The following is a 26,281-nucleotide window of genomic DNA, read 5'->3' on the forward strand; positions in this document are numbered from 1 at the left end:
GCTCGACCGTCCGAGGTCGCCCGGAACGCGGGGAAAACTATTTGACTACTTTCCGTGAAGTTCGTGTGTATTGTCCATCATGTACGAGCAGATGCTAATTCCGTACGACGGGAGCAAGGAAGCGAAGAGAGGTGCGACACACGGTATCGCGCTCGCGGCGGAACTGGGCGCTACGGTCCACGGACTCTACGTCATCGACCTTCCGGGCGTTCCACGGGCGATGGCGCTCCGCGACGACGAGGAAGACTTGCGGGAAGACTACAGAGACTACGGCGAGCGGGAGTTACAGGCGTTACGGGAGATTGCAACCGACCACGGCGTCGGGTTCGAGAGCCACATGCGGACCGGCTCACCCAGCGAGGAAATCGTCGACTTCGCGAGGTCGGAAGAGATGGACGTGGTCGTGATGGGGTCGGCCTACCGGGGCAAGGTCGGGAACCTGCTCGGGGGGACCACCGACCGCGTCGTGCGCTCGTCGACTGTCCCGGTCATCACGCACCGCATGAGTGGTGAGGACTAGTGCGGCGAGCCGCCGAAACGAGACACCTTTGGAATCTAATACGTTAGGCGAAATCGCGTGCGAAACGTGGATTTAGCGGGGTTCGGGCCGAAAGCCGAGGAAATGTTTAATATAGGTGGCCCAGAAGCATTGAGTGAGTTTGTGTAACACGGTTGAGAGGACCGGCACAACTCAGCAACGTCGAGGCGCACCACGTCGTCGCACAGCGCGAGAAACGAGGCCGGTGCAGCCACGCTCACCGACGGAGTGAGGAGCGCATCGGTACCGGAGCCAACACCAATGAAACGACGCGGACACTCAGCACGCTATCGGTCGAAAGGAGAATCACATGTCAGGAAGTGACGAAACCACCGGCGAGATGTCGGACGGGCTCCAGGTGGAGCTGTTCCACCCGGAGTCCGACAGAGAGCCGGGCGACACGAACTGGCAGAAGTACGGGTTCGACGTCCACCCCGTCGTGTTCCCGGTCGCACTGGCGATTATCGCACTGTTCATCGCAGTCACAGTCCTCCTCGGCGACACAGCGTCGCAGGCGTACACGTGGCTGTTCGACACTATCGGTAGCACGTTCGGCTGGTTCTACCTGCTGGCGGTGAACGTCTTCATCGTCGTCTTGCTGTTCTTCGCGTTCAGCAAGTACGGGAAGATCAAGATCGGTGGCGTGGAGGCCGAAAAGGAGTTCAGTGACTTCTCGTGGATGGCGATGCTGTTCAGCGCGGGCATGGGCATCGGGCTCATGTTCTTCAGCGTCACCGAGCCGATGTTCTACTTCAACACCCCACCGAGCTTCTTCGGGGCCGAAGCCGGAACCGGGGCCGCTGCGGCGGCCGCGATGGCCCAGACGTTCTTCCACTGGGGGCTCCACCCGTGGGCCGTCTACGGCCTCGTCGGCCTCGGCCTGGCGTTCTTCTCGTTCAACCGCGGCCTGCCGCTGACCTTCCGGTCGATATTCTGGCCCCTGCTGGGCGAGCGCATCTACGGCTGGCCGGGCCATATCATCGACCTCGTGACGGTGTTCGCGACCCTGTTCGGGCTGTCGACCTCGCTCGGACTCGGCGTCGCACAGGTCAACAGCGGGCTCAGCTTCGTCTTCGGCAGCGGCATGCTCGGCGTCGCCGACATTCCGACCGGGACGGGACCGCAGGTGGTGCTCATCGCGGCCATCACCCTCATCGCGACCGCGTCGGTCGCGGCCGGCCTGGAGGGCGGCGTCAAGCGGCTGAGCACCATCAACCTGTACCTGATGTTCGCGCTGCTCGGGTTCCTCCTGCTGGTGGGCCCGACCGTGTTCATCCTGGGCGCGTGGGTCGAGGGGCTCGGTGCCTACCTGCAGAACATCCTCGGTCTCGGCTTCTTCACCGGCACTCTCGGCGCCGCCGAGAACGGAACCGTGACCGCGTGGACGGTGTTCTACTGGGGCTGGTGGATCGCGTGGTCGCCGTTCGTCGGGATGTTCATCGCGCGCATCTCGAAGGGGCGGTCCGTCCGGGAGTTCGTCCTTGGCGTACTCTTCCTCCCGGCGCTGTTCTCGACGCTCTGGCTGTCGACCTTCGGCGGCAGCGCGCTGAACAGCGCGCTGGCCGGAGGGGCGGTCCAGCAGCAGTACACCGAACTGGGCTACGGGGCCTTCGAGACGCTGGGGATGTTCATCACGCTGAACCAGTACCCGCTCGGTGTCGTGTCGGGGCTGCTGGCGACGCTTCTCGTCATCACCTTCTTCGTCACGTCGTCGGACTCGGGGTCACTGGTCATCGACCACTTGACCTCCGGGGGCAAACACGACGTGCCGAAGACCCAGCGTATCTTCTGGGCGGTGACTGAGGGCGCCGTCGCTTCCATCCTCCTCATCGGTGGCGGCCTGACGGCGCTGCAGACGGCGGCCATCACCACCGGGTTACCGTTCGCGGTCATCCTCACACTGATGTGTTACACCGTGTATCTGGGCCTCAGTAACGAGTACCAGATACTGGAGTCCGAGGAGTTCGCGGAGACGATACAGGACCTCTCGGAGCGGGACGACGTCGACGTGGTCACGTCGGGCAGCGATATGGTGACGGACATCAGCGACCGTGACGAATCCGCGACCGGTAGCGACTAGCCCTACGCGGGGCTATCGTCTTTTCCGGATGTCTCGCCGCACAGCCGCTGCTATCGCCGGTACTGGCGGTCCGAGAGTGCCTAGTCGGCTCGCTCCGTCTCCACGGTGCGTTCTGCGTGGACCCACAGCCGGACCGCACCGCCGAGCCCGAACGCAGCCACCAGCACCCAGACCGCGAGTCCGCCCGCCGGGGGCAACAGCAACCATCCGATGGCGCTGAGCGCAGCCCCGACCACGAGTCCGTAGGTCGGCTCGCGCCGCCCGTGTACGTCGGTGGCGAGGGTCCCGACGACGAGAAAGCCGAACGCGGTCAGTGAGACGAACACACCGCCCAGCAGGAGGGCGACGAGGAGACCGAGGAACGTGCCGGCCACGCCGACCCGGCCCAGCTGGCTGAACCCGTACAGCCCCACCGCGAGGGCGACGGCGTACGCGACCAGTCCGTACGGGACGGCGCTGTACGGTCGCTCCCGGAGCGCCTCCAGCGAGCGAAGGACCCGGGCCTCCGACCGGCGGAGTATGACGCCGCCGAACAGCACCACGAGCAGGAACGACCCGATGGCCTGCAGATACCCCGGGAGGCCACCGATCGCGGTGACGTCGACCGACTGCACCACTGCCGGCTCCGGCGGCGTCGTACCGACCGACCGGTGGATGCCGACAACGGTCATAGGCGATTTTTCGCCGGAAGCGGGGAAAAAGTGTCGGCAGGTAATAATATGCCAGTGTCCCGCAGACATAAACAGACGGGATACGTAGAGCGTGCCGTGACAGGGCGACTCAGACGCCTTCTGACGAAGCTCAAGTGGGTGGGTGAGAAGGTGATGGGTCCCCTCAGGCGCAGCGACGGGCCAAACAAGTTCCGACTGTCGAGCATGGACACGGCGACGACCACCTACGAAGGCGACTGCGGGTGGGCGAAACGACCGCCAGCGACGGTGTCGTGTGTCCGATGCGGGGCCGAGATATTCCAGCACAGCGCCATGGACGACATCGACTGCCCGCGGTGTGTCGCCGAGTACGACCCGGACGAGTTCGGGACGCTGGCGTTGGTCCAGATGACCTGTCCGGTCTGCCGGAGTCGCATGCTGCACGGGAAGCGCCACCCCGAACAGTTCGACGTTCCGGAGTGGGCTACCTGCACGCAGTGTCGGTACCACTGGGAATTCCAGCACTCCTACGGCGACTGACAGGGTGTGTCGACGAGGTGCGCAGCGGCGGACGAACCCCGACTCGCGCCGCTCGGGACCCGACCCACGAGTTCCCGATAGGAACGATGCACAAATTATTGCACGTGGGAGTCGTCTTCCCGGACGAGTCTATGGTCGAACTGATTCCGACCGCCCTGGCCGTCGTGGCCGCCGGCCTCGTCGGTGCTGCACTGCTCGCCATGACAGTCGGGAGTCTGCGGGCCGCCGGCTTCTGCTTTCTGTGTGCGAGTCTCGTCATCTACTTCCGGGAGACGCGGTACGCCGGGGGACGACCGTGACCTTCGCCGAGCGGACAGTCGAGGGGTTTCTCTCGGACGTGGCGTCGTCACAGGTCGCCCCGAGCGCGGGAGCCACCGCCGCGCTCACCGGGTCCCTGGCGGCGGCACTCTGTGAGATGGTCTGTCTCCATACGAGCGAGACGGAGCGCTCGGAGCGTCTCGTCGACGCAGCGGCGAAGTTACGGGACCGGCGTGACCAGTTGCTAGCGCTGGCCGACGCGGACGCCGCGGCGGTCGACGAGGTACAGACGGCCTTCGAAGCGGACACTGACGACAGTCACGAGCAGGCGGCCCTCCGGACGGCCACCGAAATCCCGGTGCAGATAGCCGAGGCGGCCCGGGACGTCGCGACCAGTGCGACCGTCGTCGCTGTAGACGGGACGCCGAACGCCCGAACCGACGCAGTTGTCGGAGCGATTATCGCGCGGGCCACGGTCGCGTCGGCGGCAACGATCGTCCGGGCTAACGTCGGGTTGCTCGACGACGACGGGTTCGTGAGCGATGTGCGAAGCCGCGTCGAATCCGCGGAGGCGGACGCGAACGCCGCCGTCGCCGCGGTCACCGACCAGGACGAGTAACGGCCCACAGAGACCGGTGGAAGTCGTTTCCGGGACGTACCGCGAGGGCTGATGCCATCGGAAAAGTACGCAGCACCCCTCTCAGTGATACTTCCACTCGTCGTCGTCGTCGGATCGACTGACACCGTCCTGCTCTTCGTCCGACCGCTCGTCGGGCCACTCGACGCCGCCGTTGTAGCTCTTGTAGGCGAAGCTACCGAGCGCTACGAGCACGAGCAACAGGACGACCGCGCCGGCTCCGACCACGACCTGTGAGAACGCCTCCGTGAGTCCGCCGAGCTGGAGCCACTGGAACGCGTCCATACCGAACCTTGCGGCGCCAGCGTGAAAGGAGTACGCCTACGGCTCTCGCGTCGCGTCGACGCTCCGGAGGACCGCAGCGTTCTCGACGACGTCGTGGACCCGGACCACGTCGACGCCGCGTTCGGCCGCCATCGCGGTAACGGCCAGAGTCGGCGGGAGCCGGTCGTCGCTCGGCCCGGTTACGTCCGCGAACATCGACTTCTGTGAGTGACCGACCATCGTCCCACAGCCCAGCGCCTCGAACTCGGCGAGGCGGTCGACCAGCTCGAACGATTCGTCGGCATCCTTCCCGAAGCCACAACCGGGGTCGACCAGTATCTGCTCGCGCTCGATACCGGCCCGCTGGGCGAGCAACACCTGCTCGGAGAGGTCCCGGAGCACGTCTTCGACGACGTCGTCGTACTCCCGCGTGCAGTCCGGGTCGACGGGGGCCGACAGGCTGTGCATGAGGACGAGCGTGGCGTCGTGGTCCGCGACGACGAAGCGCATCTCGGGGTCGGAGAGGCCCGAGACGTCGTTGACGATGTCTGCCCCCGCATCGAGGGCCGGCTCCGCGACGGCGGCCTTTCGCGTGTCGACCGAGATGGCCGCGTCGAGGTCCCCGAGCGCCTCGATGACCGGGACGACGCGGTCGATTTCCTCCGGGACAGAGACGGGGTCGGCGCCCGGACGCGTGCTCTCGCCGCCGACGTCAATCACGTCGGCGCCCGCCGCGACCATCGCCCTCGCGTGTTCGACCGCGGCGGCGACCTCGTCGTACTCGCCGCCGTCGTGGAAGCTATCGGGCGTGACGTTCAGGATACCCATCACGGCTGTGTCGTCCGTCCCGAGCGGGTCGGGTGGCCCGTCGATAGCTCGACGGATTCGCCCCGCGACGTTCGAGAGCCCGTGCCCCTCCGTCTCGATGGCGTCGGCCAGCGACGACAGCTGACGCTCGGTCCCGCTGAGCACTGTCGTGACGAACTCGCCCGGCGCACCGGTCGTCGATTGGTGGCAGTCGCCGCCGAGAACGTCGAGTGCTCCGGCGATGTGGGCGGCCTGGTCCGGACGGAGATACGTCGTCAAGACGCGGTAGTCGATCTCCTCGGGGAACGACGCGGTGCCGGAGACGTGCTCGCCGGGTGTTCGGCCGCTGTCCCTGGGTACGAGGAGGCGTGTCCAGCGGTCGCGGGCCTCGGCAACGGCGTAGAGCGAGCCGGTGACGAGGACGAAGTCGTCCGGGTCGGCGGCCGAGAGCGCCCGCTCGGTGGCCTCTGGGACGGACGGGACGCGTGTCACCTCGTCCGCGTTACCGTCGAACGCAGCCACAAGCGTGTCGAGGTCCGCGGCTCGGGCCAGGTCCGGCCTGGTGACGAACGCGGTTCCGACCGGGGGGAGCTCGTCGACCATCGAGTCGTGGTCCTTGTCGGACATCACACCGAACACCACGTGGAGGTCGTCGTACTCGAAGCGGGCAAGCACCGACGCGAGTGTCACCATCGCGCCGGGGTTGTGCGAGCCGTCTAGCACCGCCGTCGGGTCGCTGTCGAGAATCTCGAACCGGCCGGGGAGCGTCGCCTGCCGGAGGCCGGCCGCGATATCCCCCGTGTCGACGTCGGCGACCTGTCTAGCGAGTGTCGCGGCGACGCCGGCGTTTTCGGCCTGGTGCTGGCCCAGCAGCTGGAGGTTCGTCTCCAGCGCCCAGTCGGGACCGGTGATGGCCACCTCGCTCTCGATGGCACAGCGCATCCCGCTCTCGACGGCGACGACGTCCGCGTCGTCCGGGCCGACAGTCACGACGTCTGTCTCCGTCCGGATGGCCGCCAGCGCGTCACCGCAGGCCCCGGTGACGAGCGGCGTGTCGGTCGGCGCGACCTGAGCCTTGTCACGGGCGATTTCCTCGACAGTGTCGCCCAGCAGATCCGTGTGTTCGAGACTGACGCTGGTGACGGCGCTCGCGACCGGGTCGACGGCGCTGGTCGCGTCGTACCGGCCGCCGATGCCCACCTCCAGAATGGCGACATCGACGCCCGCTCGGCCGAAGTGGTCGACGGCGAGGGCAGTCAGGACCTCGAAGTGGGTCGGCATGTCGCCGTCGGCCGCGAGACGGTCGAGACACGGGTCGATGCGCTCGACGAAGTCGGTGACCCGAGCTTTCGGAACGGCGGTCCCGTTGATCCGGACCTGCTCCCGGAAGTCGTTGAGTCCGGGCGAAGTGAACACGCCCACGTCCAGACCAGCGGCCCTGAGCGCGTGTTCCAGCAGCCGGGAGGTGCTCCCCTTCCCGTTCGACCCGGCCACCTGGACGACATCGACGCCCGTCTGGGGCTCCCCGAGGTGCGAGAGCATCCGCGCCGTCGTCTCGGTCCCCAACTTGGGCCGACGCCGCTGTAGGGACTCCAGATAGTCGGCGGCTTCGTGGTACTGCATACCAAATATCGCCGGCGCGCACCTGATTAAGCTATCGCCGGGTGTGGAGCTGCAGGCGGCGCGGGATTTATCTGGGTCCGAAACCACGCGGAACACATGTCTGAGGAGCCAACGAACCGCTCGGCCGAGGAACCGTACGTGACGGCGTTCGATACGACGGTCCGTTCGGTCGACGGCCGAGACGTGACGCTCGACGAGACGTACTTCTACGCCGAGGGCGGCGGGCAACCGGCCGACAGCGGGACACTCGGCGGTCACGAAGTGGTGGACGTCCAGAAGCGCGGTGGCGTCACCGTCCACACACTCAGCGACGCCCCCGACTTCGAGGCGGGCGAGACCGTGACGGGCGACGTCGACGACGACGCCCGGACCTACAGTATGCGGGCGCACACTGCCAGTCACGTCGTCTACGGTGCGGGCCGGAAACTGTTCGGCGAACACGGCTACGGCGGATTCGACATCGGCGACGACAGCGTCCGCCTGGACTTCGCAGTCGACGGCGACGCCGACGAGGTCAGTGCGCTCAGCGTCCAGCGCCTCGCCAACGAGGCCGTCTGGGACGACCGGCGCGTCGAGTGGGACGAGATGGACGCCGACGAGGCCGAGGCCGACGACGACATCGTGTTCAATCTCAGGGCCGACGCGGACCCGGCGGAGACAGTCCGTATCGTGGATATCGACGGGTGGGACGTCGCCGCCTGTGGCGGCACGCACGTCGCCCGGACCAGTGAGATAGGCCCGATCAAAGTACTCGACGTTTCGAACCCCGGCGCGGGCCTCGTCCGGGTGGAGTACGCCGTCGGTCCGGCGGCCATCCAGCGGCAAGTCGACGAGACGCGCGCCGCGACTCGCGCGGCGGAGACACTGGACACGAGCGTACAGGGGCTCCCACAGCGGGCCCGGGGGCTGCTGTCGGAGAACAGGGAGCTAGAAACGGAACTGGACGAACTACGGGGGGAACTGCTGGAGGCTCGCCTCGACAGTGTCGTAGACGACACGGTCGACCGTGACGGCGAGGAGTGGGTGGTGGGGACCGTCGACGGTGTCGGGCCGAACACCGTCTCGGATCGCATCGCTGACCGGAACATAGACGCCGACGTGCTGGTCCTGACCGGCAGCGACGGCCCGACGTTCGTCGTCGTCGCCACCGACGGCGAGACAGACGCGAACGATGTCGTCGGCGAGGTCACCGCCGAGTTCGGTGGCGGCGGTGGCGGCCAACCGACGCTGGCTCAGGGCGGCGGCCTCGAAGCCGAGCCGCAGGCGGTCGTCGACTACCTCCGTCCGGAGTGAGTCCGCACTCCACGACGTGACAGAATTCTGGTGTATCGAGCACCGTTGGCGGGTCGGCGGCGGTCAGAACATATCGCATACGGGAAGTGTCATCTTAGCGAATCTTCTTGAGGAGCGGTCAGGAACGTTCGAACGAGATGGCATCATTCGACGAGACACAAGAGCCGATTCCGACGGACTACGATATCGCGCAATCGACCGACATGGAACCGATCTGGGAGCTGGTCGAACCGTGGGGACTGGGCCTCGACGACCTCCAGTACCACGGGGAGTACACCGCGAAGGTCAAGCACCACGCTATCGACCGCCTGCGGGACCGGGCCGAGGACAACGAGGGGAACCTCGTCCTCGTGACCGGGATGACGCCGACGCCGAAGGGCGAGGGCAAGACCGTGACGACGGTGGGGCTCGGCCAGACGCTGAACCACCTCGGCGAGGACACGATGATAGCCATTCGTGAACCGTCGCTTGGCCCGGTGTTCGGGGTCAAGGGTGGAGCGGCCGGCGGCGGTCGCTCGCAGGTACTGCCGATGGAGGACATCAACCTCCACTTCACGGGCGACATCCACGCGCTCACGTCGGCCCACAACCTCATCGCGGCGATGCTGGACGCCCGGCTCTCGCAGGGCAACGACCTCGACATCAACGTCAACGACGTCGCCTGGAAACGCGCGATGGACATGAACGACCGCGCGCTCCGGCAGACAGTCGTCGGCCTCGGCGGGGATTCCGGCGGAACGCCCCGGGAAGGCGGGTTCAAGCTCACCGCCGCCTCCGAGCTGATGGCCGTCCTCTGTCTCGCCCAGGACCTCGAGGACCTCAAAGAGCGAATCGCCCGCATCATCGTGGCCTACAACCGCGACGGCGAGCCCATCACCGTCGGCGATATCGAAGCCACGGGGCCCGCGACGATGCTGCTCCGTGACGCGCTGAAACCGAACATCGTCCAGACCATCGAGGGGACGCCCGCGTTCGTCCACGGCGGCCCGTTCGCGAACATCGCCCACGGGACCAACTCCCTCATCGCCGACAAGGCGGCGTTCGGCATGGGGGACTACCTCGTCACGGAGGCCGGGTTCGGTTCCGACCTCGGGGCCGAGAAGTTCATGAACATCGTCTGCCGGCTGGGCGACATGACGCCCAACGCCGTCGTGCTGGTCGCCTCGGTCCGGGCACTGCAGTACCACGGGCTGGACCAGTGGCCGGTCGACTACGACGAGATAGACGAGTCCGGCGTCGACGCGGTGGAGGCCGGCTTCGAGAATCTCGACCGCCACGTCGCGAACCTCCAGCAGTTCGGCGTCCCGGTCGTGGTCGCGCTCAACCGATTCCCGGACGACACCGAAGCGGAGGTACAGACAGTGCTCGACCACTGCCGCGAGGACCTCGGTGTGCGGGTCGCCGAGTCCGAGGTCTTCGAGGACGGCAGCGAGGGCGGCGAGGCGCTGGGCGAACACGTCATCGACGCCGTCGAGGAGAGCGACGAAGACGAGTTCGAGTACCTCTACGAGGAGGCGGCGCCCATCAAGGAGAAGATCCGGACCGTCGCGACCGAGATATACGGAGCCGACGGCGTGAAGTTCACCGGCAGTGCGCTCGACGACATCGACCGGATGGAGGACCTCGGCTTCGGGGACGTCCCGGTCTGTATGTCGAAGACGTTCCACTCCTTCAGCGACGACGCGAGCAAGAAGGGCGCGCCCGAGGGCTGGGAACTGGAGATAAGCGAGGTGTACCCTTCGGCCGGCGCCGGCTTCGTCGTCGCGCTCACCGCGGACGCGCTGACGATGCCCGGGCTGCCCGCCCGCCCGGCAGCCGCCGACATGGACATCGACGAGGACGGCAATATCAGCGGGCTGTTCTGAGCGGCGCGGCTCACCGCCTTCGGGGTTCTGTCGTTCGCAGCCATCGACGGCGCTGACCCTGTCCGCGCCACCGAATCACCCGTCACGGAAGCGGGTGGTCCGAGAGTTACTAACAGCTCTAAAGCTGTGAAAATAAGTTCAGTTGCAGTGACAGGTAGGCGGGTACCACGCCGCCCCGCCGCTGCTTCATACTGCCGGCTGTAACAAACTGAAGGAATTCACCACCCCGGGGCGGCGAATATCTTTACGAACTTACAGCCGGCAGTATCATTCGGTGGTCGCGATGGCCTCTATCTCGACAGCCGCGCCCTTCGGAACGTCGCCGGCGCCGACGGCGCTACGAGCCGGCGGGTTCGCCCCGAAGAACTCGCCGTAGGCCTCGTTGAACGCATCGAAGTCGTCGATGTCGTCGAGGAAGACGGTCGTCTTGAGCAGGTCGTCGAGCGAGCACCCCTCGGCTTCGAGGACGGCCTCGACGTTGCGCATGCACTGGCGGGTCTGGTCGCCGACCGATTCGGTGTTCAGGAGCTCGCCGTCGGTGGTCAGTGGCAGCTGTCCGGACGTGATGAGGAGACTCCCGTTCGTCGTCGCCTGACTGTACGCGCCCACCGCTGCCGGCGCGTCGTCGGTACTGATGGTCCGTTTCACGGACGAGCGTTCATCTGGCAGCAGTATAAATCCCGGCACGGAGCGGCCCCGGACACGAGTGGTTGCTTTCCTTACACGTCGTGGAACGGACGGCGCTACTGGTTGATGACCACGATGGCGGCCACGGCCAGCCCGATGCCGACCACCTTGTTCAGCGAGAGCGGCTGGCCCAGTGCGACGGTGCTGATGAGCGCCGCCGTCACGAAGTACATCCCGCCGATAGTCGAGACGACAGCGGTCGGTCCGACGCTGACGCCGATGAACGTCGAGACGACGCCGATAGCGGCGGCGACGCCGGCGACGGCGGCGAACAACACGCCCCGGTTCGTGACCGCGAGAGAGGCGTCAGTGACGACGACGAACAGACCAGTCACGACGGCCGCGGTAGCGTAGGAGATGAACGCCGCGGTCTTCGGGTCGATGCTGTTCGAGGCCACGTCGCCGAAGACGATCCAGAACCCCCAGGCTATCATCGTCCCCAGACCGAACACGACAGCGGAGTTGTTCACCGCTGCCCCTCCGTTCGTGGGTAGTTCAACGCTGGTCCGGGTGGTCTCGACTGTTCCGTCGCCGCCCGAAGTCGGGTCATGCTTCCTTCCTACGACAGTCACCGAGTTGAGTGTCACGACGGCGCCGTAGACGGCGAGCTTTTTTGGTCTCGGTCGGTCAATTCCGTGGTAGTGGTTGACGCATCGGACGAGCGAACGGAACCGGCACTGGAGGAGGTCTTCTACCCGGCGGACCGGATTCCGTTCGTGGAGTGGGGGGCCTTTACCCGCGGGAAGTCGACGGTGTTGCTCGTCGGCGCGGTGACGCTCCTCTCCTTTCTGACCGGGCTGTCGAACCTGAGTAAGCCGATGCCAGCGATGGACGGCCCGCTGGCGGCGTTCCTCTCTCTGCCGCCCGGCGTCGTCCAGTTCGGGGGCGTCCTGTTCGCGTTCGCTCTGGGCATCGTGACTGGCGGCCTCCAGCAACGGAAGGAAATCGCGTACCGGGCGGCGCTCGTGCTGTTGCCCACGGTCGCTGTGCTTCCACTGACGACCCTCCAGACGACGGACGTACCGCTGTTACTTGCTCTCTGTGTCACCTACCCGCTGCTGGTGCGCAACAGAGCGCAGTTCGACCAACCGGTCGACCTCTCGCCGCTCCAGATCGCCTCGCTGTCCTCCATCGTCGGCGTCGGGCTCTACGGAACTGTGGGTGCGTACGCGCTGCGCAACGAGTTCAGTGGCGACCCGCTGACCTGGAGCGAGGCAGTGTACTTCGTCATCGTCACCATCGCCACCGTCGGCTACGGCGACTTCACGCCGACGACGGCGCGGGCCCGCTGGTTCGCGCTCTCTATCATCGTCTTCGGGACCGGCGCCTTCACCGTCGCCATCGGGGCGCTGGTCGGGCCGGTCATCGAATCACGGATGGCGACGGCGTTCGGAATCATGACCGCATCAGACCTCACACTCCTGGAGGACCACGTGGTGGTCCTCGGCCACGGAGAAACGACCGACTCGCTGCTGGAGGAACTGGGCGACGAGACGGAGCTCGTCGTCGTGACCGACGACGCAGAGGCGGCCTCGGCGCTGGACGACGCGGACCTGAACGTTCTGACGGGGGACCCGACCGACGAAGCGGTCCTGAAGGACGCTCGCGTCGGAACCGCACAGGGGGTGGTCGTCGCGAGCGACGACGACGCCCGCGACGTGCTGACCGTCCTCGCGGTCAGGTCCATCGACCCCGACGTACGGATTGCCGCCGCCGCCACCGAGTCGAAACACGTCGACAAGTTCGGGGCCGTCGGCGCCGACGAGGTGATCAACCCACGCAGTATCGGCGGGACCCTGCTGGGCCGGTCGGTTCTCGACGGGAGCGCGCCCGACGCGACCCTCTCAGACCTCGACGACAGCGGGGACAGCGGGAAGTAGTCACTCCCGCGACACTACTATACGTACACGCTACCGTATCTCATAGTATGGCCACGTCGAAGGGAAGTGGCATCGAAGCGATGGTGGCGAAGCTGCTGGTCCCGGTCGCCGCCGCGTCGGGCGCCATCGTCTTCGTGGGGTTTTTCTTCCGGGATTTCGTCGGCGAGGCAGTGACGGGCAGGGGGTGGGTCGCCATCTCGTTGGTGTTTTTCGGGTCCGGGCTGGGCTACCTCGCGGTGCTTCCCTACCGGGGCGGCGACGACGACAGTCGGTCCGTGGGCTATCTCCTTCGGGTCAGACAGACGAGCGTGAGGAAGACACTCCGGCAGTTCGCGAGCAACCAGAACCCGGTGACCATGGGCGTTCCGGTGACGGTGTTTGCCGCGTTCGTCCTGTTGCAGTCCCTGCTCCCGACCCGGACGTCGGCCGCCGTCACCGCCGTCTCGGGGACCCTCCTCCGGGTCGGCGGGCCGCTGTTCGTCGTCGCGATGGTTGTGGCGGTGTGTTTCGCTGCCGTCCTGTTGCTCGGGCCCTGGGGTGACATCAAACTGGGCGGCCCGGAGACGGAGCCAGCCTACACCTACCCGACGTACTTTACGCTCGTGTTCACCGCGGGCATCGCGGCGGGACTGGTGTTCTGGGGACCGGCAGAAGCGCTGTTTCACTACCGGACGCCGCCGCCGTACTTCGGGGCCCAGCCACAGTCCGCCGCGGCCGCCGGCGACGCGCTCGTCTACTCGCTGTTCCACTGGGGCGTCTCCGCCTGGAGTGCCTACGCCGCCATCGGTGTGCCCATCGCGTACTTCGTCCACCGACGCGGGGCTCCGTTGCGGGTGTCGACGCTACTGACGCCGTTTCTCGGCATCGACAGCCTCGACTCCGTCTGGGGTCGACTGGTCGATACGCTGGCTGTCTTCGCCACCATCGGCGGCATCGCTACCTCCGTCGCACTCGTCAGCCAGCAGTTCCTCGCCGGCGTCGCGTTCAAGTGGGACGTAGCCATCGACGCGACGGGCCCGGTGGTGTTCGTCGGCGGCCTGACGCTCATCTTCGTCCTCTCCAGTGCCACGGGTATCCACCGTGGTATCCGCCGCATCGCGGGCCTGAACGTCGTGCTCTTTGGCCTGTTCGCCGTCCTGCTGGTCGCGCTTGGGCCCCGCCGGTACGTCGCGGAGCAGGGGTCGACCGCGCTGGGCCGGTACGTCGTCCACTTCGTTCCGCTTTCCCTCCACACCGGCGGGGCCTGGGTCGCAACCTGGACGGTCTGGAACTGGTCGTGGTGGTTCTCGTGGGCCCCATTCGCCGGGCTCTTCGTCGCAGCGCTCTCCCGCGGCCGTCGCGTCCGGACCGTCGTGTTCACCACTGTCGTGGCGACGTCGGCAGCCACTATCGCGTGGTTCCTCCTGCTTGGCGGAACGAGCCTCTTCCTGCAGCAGCGCGGCAGTGCGGACGTGCTGGGCGCCATCGCCGCACGGGGCGGGTCGGAGGCCGTCGCCGGGTTTCCGCTACTGGCTGCACTCCCGCTTTCCGAACTGCTCGTCTTCCTCTTTCTGGCGCTCATCGTGGTGTTCATCACCACGTCGGCCGACACGTCGACGCTCGTCGTCGCCATCCTCGCGACCAGACGGGGACTGGCCCCCTCGACCGGGAGCATCGTCTTCTGGGGCGGGTTTCAGGGCGCCGTCGCCGTGGCCGTGTTGCTCGTCGGCGGCGCGGAGACGCTACAGGCCCTCGCGGTGCTGACTGGCGGCCCGTTCGCAGTCATCTCTCTCGTCGGCATCGCCGGGCTGACCCGCTCGTGGCTCCGTGAGGAGCGGGGCCACACGTCACTTGTCGTCCGCGTCCGCAGCCGCCTGCCGACCGTACAGTCCCACCACGATATCGACCCGCCCGAGGAGGACTGATCAGACGCCGGCGATGCCGGTACAGAAGTTCTCGACGATGCGCGTTCCGGCGTCGGTGAGGATGCTCTCGGGGTGGAACTGCACCCCGAACTGCGGCCGGTCGCGGTGGCGAACGCCCATGACGACCCCCTGCTCGTCGTCGGTGTGGGCCGTCTCTATCAGCTCCTCGGGCAGGTCCGTGCGCTCGACGGCCAGCGAGTGGTAGCGCCCGACATCGAAGGGGTCGTCGACGCCGTCGTACAGCGCCGTCCCCTCGTGGCGCACCGCCGATGGTTTGCCGTGCACCACCTCCGGCGCGTGGCCGACGGGCGAGCCGTTGGCGGCACAGAGCGCCTGGTGGCCGAGACAGACTCCCAGCGCGGGGTAGTCGGTCTCCGCGAACACGTCCATCGAGACGCCCGCCTCGTCGGGCGTCCCGGGTCCGGGTGAGACGACGATACCGTCCGGGTCCAGGTCCCGGATTCCGGGGACATCGATGGCATCGTTCCGGCGGACAACGACCTCGTCGAAGGTCCCGACGTACTGGACGAGGTTGTAGGCGAACGAGTCGTAGTTGTCGACGATGAGTATCACTGGACACCCTCGGTTGGTTCGGGGGGCTCGACGGCGAACGACCCCTGCTCGCCCAGCGCCTCGTCGACGGCAGTCACCAGCGCCCGAGCCTTGTCCAGCGTCTCCTGGTACTCCAGTTCCGGGACGGAGTCGTGGACGATGCCGCCGCCGACGCGCAGTCGGTACTCGCCCTCGTGGTGGACCAGCGTGCGGATGGTCATGTTCAGCGTGGCGCGGTCGTCGAAGCCGAAGACGCCGATAGAGCCCGTGTAGGGGCCGCGGCGAGTCCCCTCGACTTCGTCGATTATCTCCATCGTCCGGGGCTTGGGTGCGCCGGTGACGGTACCGCCGGGGAAGAGCGCCGCGACGGCGTCGGCGACGCTCGCGTCGGCACGGCGCTTCCCCTCGACGAGCGAGACGAGGTGCATCACCTCCGAGTAGCGGTCGACGCGTCGGTACTCCGTGACGTCGACCGTGCCGTACTCGCTGACCTTCCCGATGTCGTTGCGTTCCAGATCGACGAGCATGGCGTGTTCGGCCCGCTCCTTCTCGTCGGTGGTGAGGTCCCGCTCCAGGGCGGCGTCCGCCTCGGGCGTGTCGCCCCGTGGGCGCGTGCCGGCGATGGGCTCCGTCAACAGGCGGTCGCCGTCTACGTCCAGAAGGAGTTCGGGACTGGCGCTGACGAGGTCCACGCCCGGGAACTCGACGAGGGCCGAGTACGGCGCGGGGTTGACCCGCCGGACCGCGGCGAACGTCTCGACGGGGTGGACCGACGCGGGCGCGACGAGGCGGTGGGAGACGTTCGTCTGAAACGTGTCGCCGTCGCGGACGTACTGCTTGATTCGCCGGATGCGGTCGGCGTAGGCCGCTTCGCCACACTCGCTCTCGAAGGTGGCCTGCTGGTTCGCGGTCGGCCGGGACTGGACACCCCGGTCGCCGTGCAGCGCCGCCTCAGCGAGCGCCCGTGCCCGGTCGAGACCGTCCTCGTAGGCCACTGTCGGCGAGTCCTCGACGACCGGACAGGCCGTAATCCGCAGCTCGGCCTCGCCGTCGCGGGGCTCCTCCCACGCCGCGACGCAGTCGAAGACGCCAAGCTGGAGTCGAGGGAACCCGTCAGGTCGCGTCGTCTCCGGGAGGTCCTCCAGTTCCCGGGCGATGTCGTACGACAGCCAGCCGAAGGCGCCACACGGATACGGCACCTCGCAGTCGCCGCGGACGAGTCGTTCGCGGTCGAGGAGTCCGTCGATGGCGGCGATGCTCGGACTGGCCCCACCCAGCGCCGTCGCCTGTGGCCCGACCTGCAGTCGCTCGACGGGGTCGACGGCGAAGTACCCCCAGCCGGACTGGCCGCCCGTCGTCTCCAGGTAGACTCCGTCGTGTGCCCCGTCGCGAGCGCGACGATACGCCTCGAACGGGTCAGCGACGGTGACCCGCACTTCGACCGGGACGCGGGCGCCGGTCGGGGCCGTACGGGCGGTCTCGGCGAACGCTGCTCGCTCAGTGACGACTGCCATCTCGTTCATTCGTAGTCTGCCTCCACGAAGACCGAGTGGTCTCCGCAGTGATTGTTCGAACAGACCACTGAGGGTAACAAAAATTTTGGGTACCCGTGGCACACACCGCTGGCAGCGAAGGTTTTCACACAATCTCTCGGTATTGTGATAGGAACAGCGGTCGCGACTTCAAGGGGTGGGCTATTCCGCGTCGGCAGCTATTCCATCTGGTCCCGAGATGTAGACGAACGCGTTCAGGAGGGCGGTCCGTCGCAGGATTCGTCGGTTCGAGGCCGGCGAGCGGACCGCCGCGCGCGCCACTGCGATGGTGACACGGAAAACAATGACTCGAACGATAGACGGCAACGAGATCGCGGACGGTATCAGCGCGGACGTGAAGGCGTCGGTCGAGACGCTGAGGGACGCGGATGTACAGCCGGGGCTGGCGACGGTGCTGATGAGCGACGACGGCGCCAGCGAGACGTACGTCTCGATGAAACAGCGGGCGTGCGAGGAACTCGGTATCGAGGGCTCACACGTCGAAATCGACCCGGACGAACCGGCGGCGGTGCTGTTCGACCGCATCGACGAGCTGAACGGCGACCCGTCGGTCCACGGAATCCTCGTCCAGATGCCAGTCCCCGACCACGTGGACAAACGGACTGTCCTCGAACGTATCGACCCGACGAAAGACGTCGACGGGTTCCACCCGGAGAACGTCGGCCGTCTCGTCGCCGGAAACGCCCGCTACAAGCCGTGTACGCCCCACGGCGTCCAGCAGATACTGGCCGCCGAGGGCATCGAGACGGAGGGCAAAGACGCCGTCGTCGTCGGCCGCTCCGACATCGTCGGCAAGCCGATGGCGAATCTGTTCGTCCAGTACGGCGACGGCGGCAACGCGACGACGACTGTCTGTCACTCACGGACCGAGGACCTCGCCACCAAAACCCGACAGGCAGACATCCTCGTCGCCGCCGCGGGGGTTCCCGAGATGATCGACGGCGAGATGATCAAGGCGGGTGCGACGGTCATCGACGTGGGCGTCAACCGCGTCGATACGGACACCGACAAGGGGTACGAGCTCGTCGGCGACGTCGAGTTCGAGAGCGCAAAAGAGACCGCGAGTGCCATCACGCCAGTCCCCGGGGGCGTCGGCCCGCTCACTATCGCGATGCTCATGTACAACACCGTCAAGGCGGCCAGTCTCCAGTCGGGTGTGGAAGTCGAGTTGCCCTAGAGGGACTCGACGTCGCCACAGACCGGACAGACCACGTCTGCGCCGCTTGATGGACCGACACGCGTTTCGATGACGTTGTACCCGGCCGCACACTGGCGGTGGAGGAACACCCTGTGGTCACCGTGGTCTTGGAGGACGATATCCTCGGACTCGTCTGCCAGGACTAACCCGTGGCAGAAGTAACACTCCCCGTTCATGTCCTGTACTTCGGTATCCGTCGTCAAAATACTATCCCACCGTGTGTTTCAGGAGGCCGCCAGTGGCCCCCAACGAATACTGCCGGCTGTAACGAACTAAAATAATTCGCCACCCTCGGGTGGCGAATATTTTCACGAACTTACAGCCGGCAGTATAAGGACGCTCAGCAGGTAGTGCGAGTATGGACTACACCTACACAGGCGACGCACACCGGCGGCTCTTCGAGGCGTACGCCGCCGACGAGGCGCCGTTTCCCACGGAGACACCGATGGAATTCCCCCACCGCGAGCACGGGCGCGAGGAGGTCGACATCTTGGGGCGACTGTTCTTCCCTGCCTGCTGGAACGCGACGGAACTGGTCCGGGACGAACTCGCGGTTCTCGATTGCCTCGACGACCTCGGCGCGCTGTTCCACGCGGGCGTCCGGCCCTACGCGGACGATGACCCCGCGGATCTCGTGTCCACTGTTCTCGACCAGTTGCCCGCCGTCCGCGAGGCGCTGAAGAAGGACGTCGAGGCGGCATACAAGGGCGACCCCGCCGCCAAGACCTACATGGAGATCATCCGGTCGTATCCCGGGTTCCTCGCGATGATGATCCAGCGCGTCGCCCACACGCTCTACGAGGAGGGCGCGGCAGAGTACGCCCGGGAGCTCACCGAATACGCGAACACCCAGACCGGCATCGACATCCATCCCGGTGCCCAAATCGGCGAGCACTTCTTCATCGACCACGGGACCGGCGTCGTCATCGGTGAGACGGCGACCGTCGGCGACTGGGTCCGCATCTACCAGGACGTCACGCTCGGTGCGCTCCACTTCGAGGAGGACGAGGGCGACGAACACGCGCTGAAAAAGGGGTACAAGCGCCACCCCGACATCGGCGACCACGTCGTCATCGGGGCCGGCACCAAAGTTTTGGGCGCAATCACCGTGGGTGACCACGTCAGCATCGGCGCCAACTCGTGGGTCGCCGAGAACATCCCGGACCACACGCAGGTCTACGTCAGCGACCACCCGACCCAGGAGCGAAAGAAGACTGACTGACAGCGGGTGCGCTCATACTGCTGGCTGTAACACACTGATGGAATTCGCCACCCCCGAGGTAGCGAATATCTGTGCGAACGTACAGCCGGCAGTATCAGTCTGCAGGGGACTGCTGGACCCAGTTGCAAGCGCGACAGATGCCGATCCCGGACTGGCGTGTCAGTTTTGCACTACACATCGGACAGCTCGTTTGCTGGGAGTCGGCCGGCGGTGCTCGGCCGTTTACCCGGCCCGGAGTTCGTTCCATTGTACTGACGTGTAGACCGCTGGCCCCATTAAAAGCTCGCGCGGAGTTGTACGCGATATTAAAACAATCAGCGTAGCGGGCCGTCCCCCGACAGCCGGACCGGACGACACACCCGGGTTAAATCCGCTCAGCTCTCCCCACGTGCGTTTATATATCTCTCCCGTCACGTTCCACCTAGACCCGCGTCCCAGTGAGCGTCGTAGTCCATACCGGTCCCGTCTGCCATGGTGTGCCACCACACGTTCTCTGTGTGAAAAAGCACACGACGACACGGAGCCGCCTGTTCCGGCCGGTCGCTTACATCCCGACGCCGAGTGCGTCATCCGTCCGGGCTCGGCTCTCCCGGGCGTCCGCGGTACCCGCGAGCGCGCGGACGGCGTCGACGTTCTCCGGGACGACGTCGGCCTGCTGGTGGATCGCCTGGAAGAACGTCAGGCGGCCGTCGCTGACGTCGACGGCGTCCGCCCAGATGCAGTTCTCCCAGACGTCGCCGCGAGGCCGACCGGTGTCCTGTGCGTACTCCTGTATTTCGGCACAGCTGTCACACCCCGACGCGGTCGTGATGAGTTCGAGGCGGGGTTCGGCGTCGAACCGGTCCCTGACCTCGCTGGCAGTCGGGTCGGAGTCGAGCGAGACCGTGATGCTGTGGAGGTGCATCAGTGTCGCCGGGACCGTGACACCCGTCGTGGTCACGTCGATATCCGGCAGGACGGTCCGCAGGTCGGGGGCGTGGTGGGACGGGACCTCGACGGGGTCCGGGACGATGTCGTTAATCGGGCCCCGGTCCGTCTGGGTCGGGTCGCCGCCGCGACGGATGAGCGTCGCGTCGACGGATTCCACGCCGTAGGCCTCGTCCAGCGGCGTCACCGCGCGGGCGAGGCCGGTCGTGTTACACGAGACGACACGCGTCGCCGAAGCTTCGAGCGAGCGCTGATAGTTCGCCCGAGCGCAGAAACTCTGTGGGGCCACGGATGCGTCCTCTCCGCCTTGATAGACGACGTCGACGTCGTGGTCGGCGTAAAGGTCGCGGTAGGTTTCTCCGACGCCGGACGGTGTCGTGTCGACGACGATGTCGCCGCCAGCGAGCATGTCCCCGACGGTTCCCGCGACGGGGATGTCCCGCTCCCCGAACTCCTCGACCCGGTCCGGGTCGGCGGCGTACAGGTCGTACCCGCTCGCGACCGCGGAGCGGGCTTCGTGGTTCGGCGACCGCTTGCTGACGCCGACGACCGACATGTCGGGCTGGGCCGAGACGGCGTCGGCCACTCGCTTCCCGATGGTGCCGAAGCCGTTGATGCTGACGCCGGTCATCTGTATCGCTCACCACTGGTAGGCTGTCGGTTCGGTCGGTCGGTGCGGTGCCCGACGACGGCAGATATCGTCGACGGCAACTCGACCCGTCGCGGGGTCTCGACCGAGAGCCGAGCGGCTGGGTGTCGCTGTGACATCGTGAACCGATACCGCGGTCGCAGTGATAAACGACGGGTCCGCCCCTCGACCTATCAGTTCGCGTACTGTTTGAAAATGCGCGATAGAGAGCTTCTATCGCTCAAACTCAGGCCAAATATTCATTATCGGGTTCGTCGAACCGACGACTATGAGTGTCGCATGGCTCAGTGCGGTGAGCGCCACGGACGTCGAAACCGTCGGTGGCAAAGCCGCCTCACTGGGTGAACTCTCGTCGCACGGGCTCCCTATCCCGTCCGGATTCACCGTCACGGCGGACACGTATCGACGGTTCATCGAGGGCGCGGGTATCGCCGAAGAACTGTTCGAGGCCGTGGACGTCGACCCGGAGGACTCGCGGGCGCTTGCCACCGCCGAACAGCGGGCGTCCGAACTCATCATGGACGCCGAGTGGCCCGCGGAGACGCGCGAATCCATCCGCGACGCGTTCGACGACCTGGGAGCGGACCCGACAGTGGCGGTCCGGTCCTCGGCGACTGCCGAAGACCTGCCGGACGCCTCCTTCGCCGGTCAGCAGGAGACGTTCCTCAACGTCACGCGAGAGGGCCTCCTCGACCGAATCAAACGCTGCTGGGCGTCGCTGTTCACCCAGCGGGCCATCTACTACCGCGACGAGCAGGGCTTCGGCCACGCGGACGTCGACATCGCCGTCGTGGTCCAGCGGATGGTCGACGCCGAGAAGTCCGGAGTGCTGTTCACGAGTCACCCCTCGACCGGTGCGGCCGAGATGACCGTCGAGGCCGCGTGGGGCCTCGGTGAGGCCGTCGTCTCCGGGAGCGTCTCGCCGGACCACTACACGTACGACCGGACCGCCGACGCCGTCGACGACGTCACCGTCTCGACGAAAAAGACGATGTGTGTCCGGGACGAGGAGACCGGTGAAACCGTCGAACGCCCGGTCCCGGAGGCAAAGCGCGACGAGCGGGTCCTCTCCGACGACGAGCTGGCGGACCTCCGGACCCTGGGCGAACTCGTCGAGGACCACTACGGCCAGCCACAGGACGTCGAATGGGCTATCGACGACGGGGACATCTACCTCCTCCAGTCCCGGCCGATAACGACTATCGACGAGGGCGACGACGGGGACGAACGGGGCTCCGATGACGGGAGCGACGGGACGCTCGTCGACGGGCTGGGCGCGAGCCCCGGCACGGCGACCGGGACCGTGCGGGTCGTCGGCTCGCTGGACCAGCTCGACAAGGTCACGGACGGGGACATCATCGTCGCCGAGATGACGACCCCCGACATGGTGCCGGCGATGAAGCGCGCCGGCGCGCTGGTGACCGACGAGGGCGGGATGACCAGCCACGCGGCGATAGTCTCCCGCGAGCTCGGCGTACCGGCCGTCATCGGCTGCGAGACCGCGATGGGGACGCTGACCGACGACCAGCGCGTCACTGTCGACGGCGACCGGGGCGTCGTCGCCGACGGGACCCACACGCCGGACGCCGAAACCGGCGACGGGGGTAGTTCGGACACGGGGCCGACGGCCGAGCGGACCGCGCCAGAGCAGATGACGGCGACGGACGTGAAAGTCAACGTCTCCATCCCCGAGGCAGCCCAGCGGGCCGCGGCGACCGGCGCCGACGGGGTCGGACTGCTCCGGATGGAGCACGTTGTGCTGTCGACCGGGGAGACGCCTGCACACTACGTCGCTACACACGGTGAAGAAGCGTTCGTCGACACGCTCGCCGACGCGATTCGGGGCGTGGCCGACGAGTTCTACCCCCGCCCGGTCCGCGTGCGAACGCTCGATGCGCCCACGGACGAGTTCCGCCGGTTAGCGGGCGGCGAGGACGAACCGGCCGAACACAACCCGATGCTGGGGTACCGCGGGATTCGGCGGTCGCTCGACGACACCGACGCGTTCGAGCTGCAGCTTCGCGCCGTGAAGAAACTCTACGAGATGGGGTACGACAACCTCGAACCGATGTTCCCGCTCGTGACCGACGCCGAGGACGTCCTGGGGGCGAAAGCCGAGATGGAGCGGGTCGGTATCGACCCCGACAAGCGGCCGTGGGGCGTGATGATAGAGACCCCCGCGAGCGCGCTCAGCGCCGCGGCCATCTGTCAGACCGGACTCGACTTCGTCTCCTTCGGGACGAACGACCTCACGCAGTACACGCTGGCCGTCGACCGCAATAACGAGGCCGTGGCCGGGCGGTACGACGAGCTCCACCCGTCGGTGCTGGAACTGATGGAGGACACCATCGAGACCGCCGACGACCACGACGTGGCGACGAGCATCTGCGGGCAGGCGGCCTCGAAACCGGCGATGATACGCCGGCTCGTGGAGACGGGCATCTCGTCGATAAGCGTGAACGTCGACGCCGTCCGCGACGCCCAGCGCGAGGCCAAGCGCGTCGAGCAGCGGCTCGTCCTCGAATCGGTCCGGGAGTAGCCGGTCGTGTTTACTTCGGCCGCTGGGAGTACAGACAGCCAGAAAGCCCCCGTTCTCTCAGCTCCCGCGGCTCGCTGCGCTCCTCGCTCGTTTCACTCGCTGTGGTGCTTACATCGCCGGGGTTCGCTGAGAGAACGGCCCCTTTCAGCCCCACCCATGCCGGCTGGTCAACCGGCTACGGGTGGGCTGAAAGGGGCGGCTGGCTGAACGACGGCGGACGACGTAAGCACCGCAACGAACGTAGTGAGTGAGGAGCACAGCGAGGTCGTTCGAGAGAGCGAAGCTCTCTCGTGATGACGAAAGACGGCTCCACCGTCTTTCGAACCACCCCCGAGTTCAGCCAGGGCGAGAGCGTAGCTCTCGCGGGCAATCGGAAGCTCCGCTTCCGATGACAGCCGGGGCTTTCTGGCTCTGCAGAGCCTTTTTTGCTAAACTAAACACTGCCGAGTAGCCGGGGCGAAGTTTCAACACGACGGCCGTCGTCATTCACTCGGTATGGTAACAAACGAACGGGCTGTGGTCGCCGATATCATGACGACGCCGCTCGAAACGGTCGAGCCGGACGTCGCCCTCGTGGACGCCGCGGGGACGATGCGCGAGAAGGAGATCGGAGCCCTGCTCGTCACGACGGCCCCGCCGTCCATCGTGACGAGCACTGACGTGCTCAACGCCGTCGCAGAGGGGAAAGACACGGCCGAACTGGACGTCGCCGACGTGATGACCGAGTCGGTCGAGACGGTGCCGCCCGAGCTCAGTTTGAACGAGACGGCGGCGATGATGGAGAACTTCCGCATCGACCACCTCCCGGTCGTCGAGGACGACTACATCGGGATGGTTTCATCGTCGGACATCACGGCACACCTGTCGTAGCGTCGCGCGGCCCGGCGGAACACGACTGGTTCGTGACCTGATACGCTGTGGCTTTGGCCACGGGTCGCGATGATTCGCCGGAGCCAGTCGGTACGTATCGGGCGGCACCCGCTCGCGCGGCCGCTACACCCGAGAAACTGACGACGGAGCGGTGGCCCGGCCGGGGAGCGTAGCCTGGTCAGCGGCCGTATCAACGCCGGTGACCTGATGTTTTAATACACTGTCAGTTCGTCAGTTATACATACGGTAGCAAATGACATCCACAATCTCAGCGGCGGGAACGACGATACGGATCGCCGATACGGGGCCGACTCCGGACCTACTGGCTGTCGCGGGTGACGCTGACGCGCGCGTCGTGGAGGTCGGCCCGACGGGCGTCCCGGCGCTCGAACCGCTCGTCACCGTGACCGCGGGCGGCGAGACGGCGTTCCACGCCGACTGTTCGACACAGGAGTTAGAGACGATCGTCGAGAGCGCGGCCGACGGGTCGGCCGTTCGAGCCGGGGACCCCGACGCCCTCGCCGACCACGAGCCGGAGCGGGCGGGGATGCCGCCGGTGGACCTGCCGGGCCTCGACGTCGGCAGCCGTCACGTCCTGCGCGGCGCCGGGTGGCGCAACCCCACTGACCCCGCCGACCACGATGCCGCGGGCGGGTTCGATATGTCCGACGCGACCGCGGTGCGTGACACCGCGGCCATCATCACGGGTCGGGGCTGGGGCGACCTCTGCCAGGACGAACCGCTCGCGGCGACCTGGGAGACGGCACAGGACGCCGACGGCGACCCGCTCGTCGTCGTCAACGCACACGGGAACCCGACGGACGCGCTCCTGCTGGCTACCGCGCCGTTCGAGGTTCTCGACGGTGCGACCGCCGCTGCGCGGGCCGTCGGTGCCGACAGCGTCATCGTTTACGCCTCGTCGGCGGACGACCGAGCCGCCGAGACGATGCGAGCGGCTGCCGGGAACCACCCGGACACAGCGGTCGCGGTCGACATCGTCACCGGGCCGGCGGCCCACCGGGCCGGCGAGCCGACGATGGCGCTGGAGGCCATCGAGGGGAACCACCGGCTGGAGGCCCGCGTCCGCCCACCGGGCCCGGAGTCGGTCGGGCTACACGGCCAGCCCACGCTCGTGCACACGGCCCGAACACTCGCCCAGCTCGCGGTCGCGCTCCGCGACGGCGACGAGACCGACACCCGGCTGGTGACCGTCGAGGGGGACGTGGCCGCGCCCGCCACGGTCGAGCTGCCGGAGTCCGCCACGCTGTCGAGCGCCGTCGACGCTGTCACCGTCGACGGTGCGTTCAAAGCCGCCTGCGTCGGCGGCCGCTTTGGCGGCCTCACGGCGAACCTGGACATCGGCGTCGACCCGTCGTCACTGACGGCGGCCGACCTCGGTACCGAGGGGACGGTCCAGGTACTCGCCGAGGAGCGCTGTGTCCTGGAGTTCGTCGGCAAACGAACCCAGTTCGCCGCCGACGAGAACTGCGGCCGCTGTGTCCCCTGTCGAGAAGGGACGACACAGCTGGCCGGCCTCCTCCGGGATATTTACGACGGCACGTACGCGCCGAGCGACATCGAAGAACTGGTCCGGGTGATGGACGGGTCGAGCATCTGCGCGTTCGGCGTCGAAGCCGGTCGCCCGGCCCGGACGGCCATCGCGGAGTTCGAATCGGAGCTACGGGCCCACGCCGACGGGCACTGCCCAGCGAACAGCTGCCCCGCGCCAGCAGAGGTGACATGAT

At 66.9% G+C, this 26,281-nt stretch carries 23 protein-coding genes; 14 read left to right on the top strand and 9 right to left on the bottom strand.

Annotated elements, in window-relative coordinates; genetic code table 11:
• The first annotated feature begins 79 nt into the window (after nt 1-79).
• On the top strand, nt 80-520 hold the full coding sequence (locus tag NDI56_RS17445; protein WP_310921074.1) for a universal stress protein: 441 nt from the start codon (nt 80-82) through the stop codon (nt 518-520).
• Between the two features lie 328 nt (nt 521-848).
• Nucleotides 849-2,618 carry a BCCT family transporter gene (locus NDI56_RS17450; protein ID WP_310920973.1) on the top strand — a complete coding sequence of 590 codons (1,770 nt, stop codon included), beginning with the start codon at nt 849-851 and terminating at the stop codon, nt 2,616-2,618.
• 80 nt (nt 2,619-2,698) lie between these two features.
• On the opposite strand, the gene NDI56_RS17455 is transcribed toward NDI56_RS17450, so the two are convergent.
• A complete protein-coding gene (locus NDI56_RS17455; protein WP_310920974.1) occupies nt 2,699-3,289 on the bottom strand; it encodes a hypothetical protein in 591 nt (196 codons plus the stop codon).
• A 96-nt stretch (nt 3,290-3,385) separates the two neighbouring features.
• Here NDI56_RS17455 and NDI56_RS17460 point away from each other — a divergent pair, with 96 nt between their 5' ends.
• The 3 genes from NDI56_RS17460 (at nt 3,386) to NDI56_RS17470 (ending at nt 4,685) form a co-directional block, all read left to right on the top strand.
• Nucleotides 3,386-3,808: a hypothetical protein gene (locus NDI56_RS17460; RefSeq protein ID WP_310920975.1), complete on the top strand. Its 423-nt coding sequence runs from the start codon at nt 3,386-3,388 to the stop codon at nt 3,806-3,808.
• 131 nt (nt 3,809-3,939) lie between these two features.
• Complete coding sequence (locus NDI56_RS17465; protein ID WP_310920976.1) at nt 3,940-4,107, top strand: hypothetical protein; 168 nt, start codon at nt 3,940-3,942, stop codon at nt 4,105-4,107.
• Nucleotides 4,104-4,685 carry a cyclodeaminase/cyclohydrolase family protein gene (locus NDI56_RS17470; RefSeq protein WP_310920977.1) on the top strand — a complete coding sequence of 194 codons (582 nt, stop codon included), beginning with the start codon at nt 4,104-4,106 and terminating at the stop codon, nt 4,683-4,685. Before NDI56_RS17465 ends, NDI56_RS17470 begins: the two co-directional genes overlap by 4 nt.
• A gap of 81 nt (nt 4,686-4,766) precedes the next feature.
• Here NDI56_RS17470 and NDI56_RS17475 read toward each other — a convergent pair whose 3' ends face one another.
• Together NDI56_RS17475 and folP are read right to left on the bottom strand one after the other, a co-directional pair.
• Nucleotides 4,767-4,988 (bottom strand): hypothetical protein, encoded by a 222-nt coding sequence (locus NDI56_RS17475; protein WP_310920978.1) that lies wholly within the window; start codon nt 4,986-4,988, stop codon nt 4,767-4,769.
• 36 nt (nt 4,989-5,024) lie between these two features.
• Nucleotides 5,025-7,397, bottom strand: coding sequence for a dihydropteroate synthase (gene folP, locus NDI56_RS17480; protein ID WP_310920979.1), 2,373 nt, complete (start codon nt 7,395-7,397; stop codon nt 5,025-5,027).
• Between the two features lie 96 nt (nt 7,398-7,493).
• Here folP and NDI56_RS17485 point away from each other — a divergent pair, with 96 nt between their 5' ends.
• Together NDI56_RS17485 and NDI56_RS17490 are read left to right on the top strand one after the other, a co-directional pair.
• Nucleotides 7,494-8,690 carry an alanyl-tRNA editing protein gene (locus NDI56_RS17485; RefSeq protein ID WP_310920980.1) on the top strand — a complete coding sequence of 399 codons (1,197 nt, stop codon included), beginning with the start codon at nt 7,494-7,496 and terminating at the stop codon, nt 8,688-8,690.
• 137 nt (nt 8,691-8,827) lie between these two features.
• Nucleotides 8,828-10,555, top strand: a complete 1,728-nt coding sequence (locus tag NDI56_RS17490) for a formate--tetrahydrofolate ligase (RefSeq protein WP_310920981.1) — start codon at nt 8,828-8,830, stop codon at nt 10,553-10,555.
• 267 nt (nt 10,556-10,822) lie between these two features.
• Here NDI56_RS17490 and NDI56_RS17495 read toward each other — a convergent pair whose 3' ends face one another.
• Complete coding sequence (locus NDI56_RS17495; protein WP_310920982.1) at nt 10,823-11,203, bottom strand: Rid family detoxifying hydrolase; 381 nt, start codon at nt 11,201-11,203, stop codon at nt 10,823-10,825.
• Between the two features lie 95 nt (nt 11,204-11,298).
• Nucleotides 11,299-11,712 (bottom strand): DMT family transporter, encoded by a 414-nt coding sequence (locus NDI56_RS17500; protein WP_310920983.1) that lies wholly within the window; start codon nt 11,710-11,712, stop codon nt 11,299-11,301.
• 171 nt (nt 11,713-11,883) lie between these two features.
• Here NDI56_RS17500 and NDI56_RS17505 point away from each other — a divergent pair, with 171 nt between their 5' ends.
• Both NDI56_RS17505 and NDI56_RS17510 read left to right on the top strand, forming a co-directional pair.
• Nucleotides 11,884-13,122 (top strand): NAD-binding protein, encoded by a 1,239-nt coding sequence (locus tag NDI56_RS17505; protein WP_310920984.1) that lies wholly within the window; start codon nt 11,884-11,886, stop codon nt 13,120-13,122.
• Nucleotides 13,123-13,169: 47 nt separating this feature from the next.
• Nucleotides 13,170-15,026, top strand: coding sequence for a BCCT family transporter (locus tag NDI56_RS17510; RefSeq protein ID WP_310920985.1), 1,857 nt, complete (start codon nt 13,170-13,172; stop codon nt 15,024-15,026).
• Here NDI56_RS17510 and NDI56_RS17515 read toward each other — a convergent pair whose 3' ends face one another.
• Both NDI56_RS17515 and NDI56_RS17520 read right to left on the bottom strand, forming a co-directional pair.
• Nucleotides 15,027-15,599 (bottom strand): anthranilate synthase component II, encoded by a 573-nt coding sequence (locus NDI56_RS17515; protein ID WP_310920986.1) that lies wholly within the window; start codon nt 15,597-15,599, stop codon nt 15,027-15,029. It lies immediately after the preceding gene.
• Nucleotides 15,596-17,101 (bottom strand): anthranilate synthase component I family protein, encoded by a 1,506-nt coding sequence (locus NDI56_RS17520; RefSeq protein ID WP_310920987.1) that lies wholly within the window; start codon nt 17,099-17,101, stop codon nt 15,596-15,598. The genes NDI56_RS17515 and NDI56_RS17520 overlap by 4 nt, the downstream gene beginning before the upstream one ends.
• Before the next feature lie 313 nt (nt 17,102-17,414).
• On the opposite strand from NDI56_RS17520, the gene NDI56_RS17525 reads away from it, so the two are divergent.
• Nucleotides 17,415-18,308 carry a bifunctional methylenetetrahydrofolate dehydrogenase/methenyltetrahydrofolate cyclohydrolase gene (locus NDI56_RS17525; protein ID WP_310920988.1) on the top strand — a complete coding sequence of 298 codons (894 nt, stop codon included), beginning with the start codon at nt 17,415-17,417 and terminating at the stop codon, nt 18,306-18,308.
• Here the strand turns inward: NDI56_RS17525 and NDI56_RS17530 are convergent.
• On the bottom strand, nt 18,305-18,505 hold the full coding sequence (locus NDI56_RS17530) for a hypothetical protein (protein WP_310920989.1): 201 nt from the start codon (nt 18,503-18,505) through the stop codon (nt 18,305-18,307). The genes NDI56_RS17525 and NDI56_RS17530 overlap by 4 nt on opposite strands.
• Before the next feature lie 182 nt (nt 18,506-18,687).
• Between NDI56_RS17530 and epsC the strand changes: the two genes are divergently transcribed.
• Complete coding sequence (gene epsC, locus NDI56_RS17535; protein ID WP_310920990.1) at nt 18,688-19,551, top strand: serine O-acetyltransferase EpsC; 864 nt, start codon at nt 18,688-18,690, stop codon at nt 19,549-19,551.
• Nucleotides 19,552-20,095: 544 nt separating this feature from the next.
• Here the strand turns inward: epsC and NDI56_RS17540 are convergent.
• Nucleotides 20,096-21,109, bottom strand: a complete 1,014-nt coding sequence (locus tag NDI56_RS17540) for a type II glyceraldehyde-3-phosphate dehydrogenase (protein WP_310920991.1) — start codon at nt 21,107-21,109, stop codon at nt 20,096-20,098.
• 286 nt (nt 21,110-21,395) lie between these two features.
• Here NDI56_RS17540 and ppsA point away from each other — a divergent pair, with 286 nt between their 5' ends.
• The 3 genes from ppsA to NDI56_RS17555 all read left to right on the top strand — a co-directional run bounded on the left by ppsA (nt 21,396) and on the right by NDI56_RS17555 (nt 26,280).
• The gene (gene ppsA, locus NDI56_RS17545; protein WP_310920992.1) at nt 21,396-23,666 is read left to right on the top strand and encodes a phosphoenolpyruvate synthase; all 2,271 of its coding nucleotides are present in this window, start codon (nt 21,396-21,398) and stop codon (nt 23,664-23,666) included.
• Nucleotides 23,667-24,161: 495 nt separating this feature from the next.
• Nucleotides 24,162-24,536, top strand: coding sequence for a CBS domain-containing protein (locus NDI56_RS17550; protein WP_310920993.1), 375 nt, complete (start codon nt 24,162-24,164; stop codon nt 24,534-24,536).
• A gap of 253 nt (nt 24,537-24,789) precedes the next feature.
• Nucleotides 24,790-26,280, top strand: a complete 1,491-nt coding sequence (locus NDI56_RS17555) for an NADH-ubiquinone oxidoreductase-F iron-sulfur binding region domain-containing protein (protein ID WP_310920994.1) — start codon at nt 24,790-24,792, stop codon at nt 26,278-26,280.
• Nucleotide 26,281: the final 1 nt, after the last annotated feature.

The organism is Halomicroarcula saliterrae, from assembly GCF_031624395.1.
GTDB classification, from domain to species: Archaea; Halobacteriota; Halobacteria; order Halobacteriales; family Haloarculaceae; genus Haloarcula; species Haloarcula saliterrae.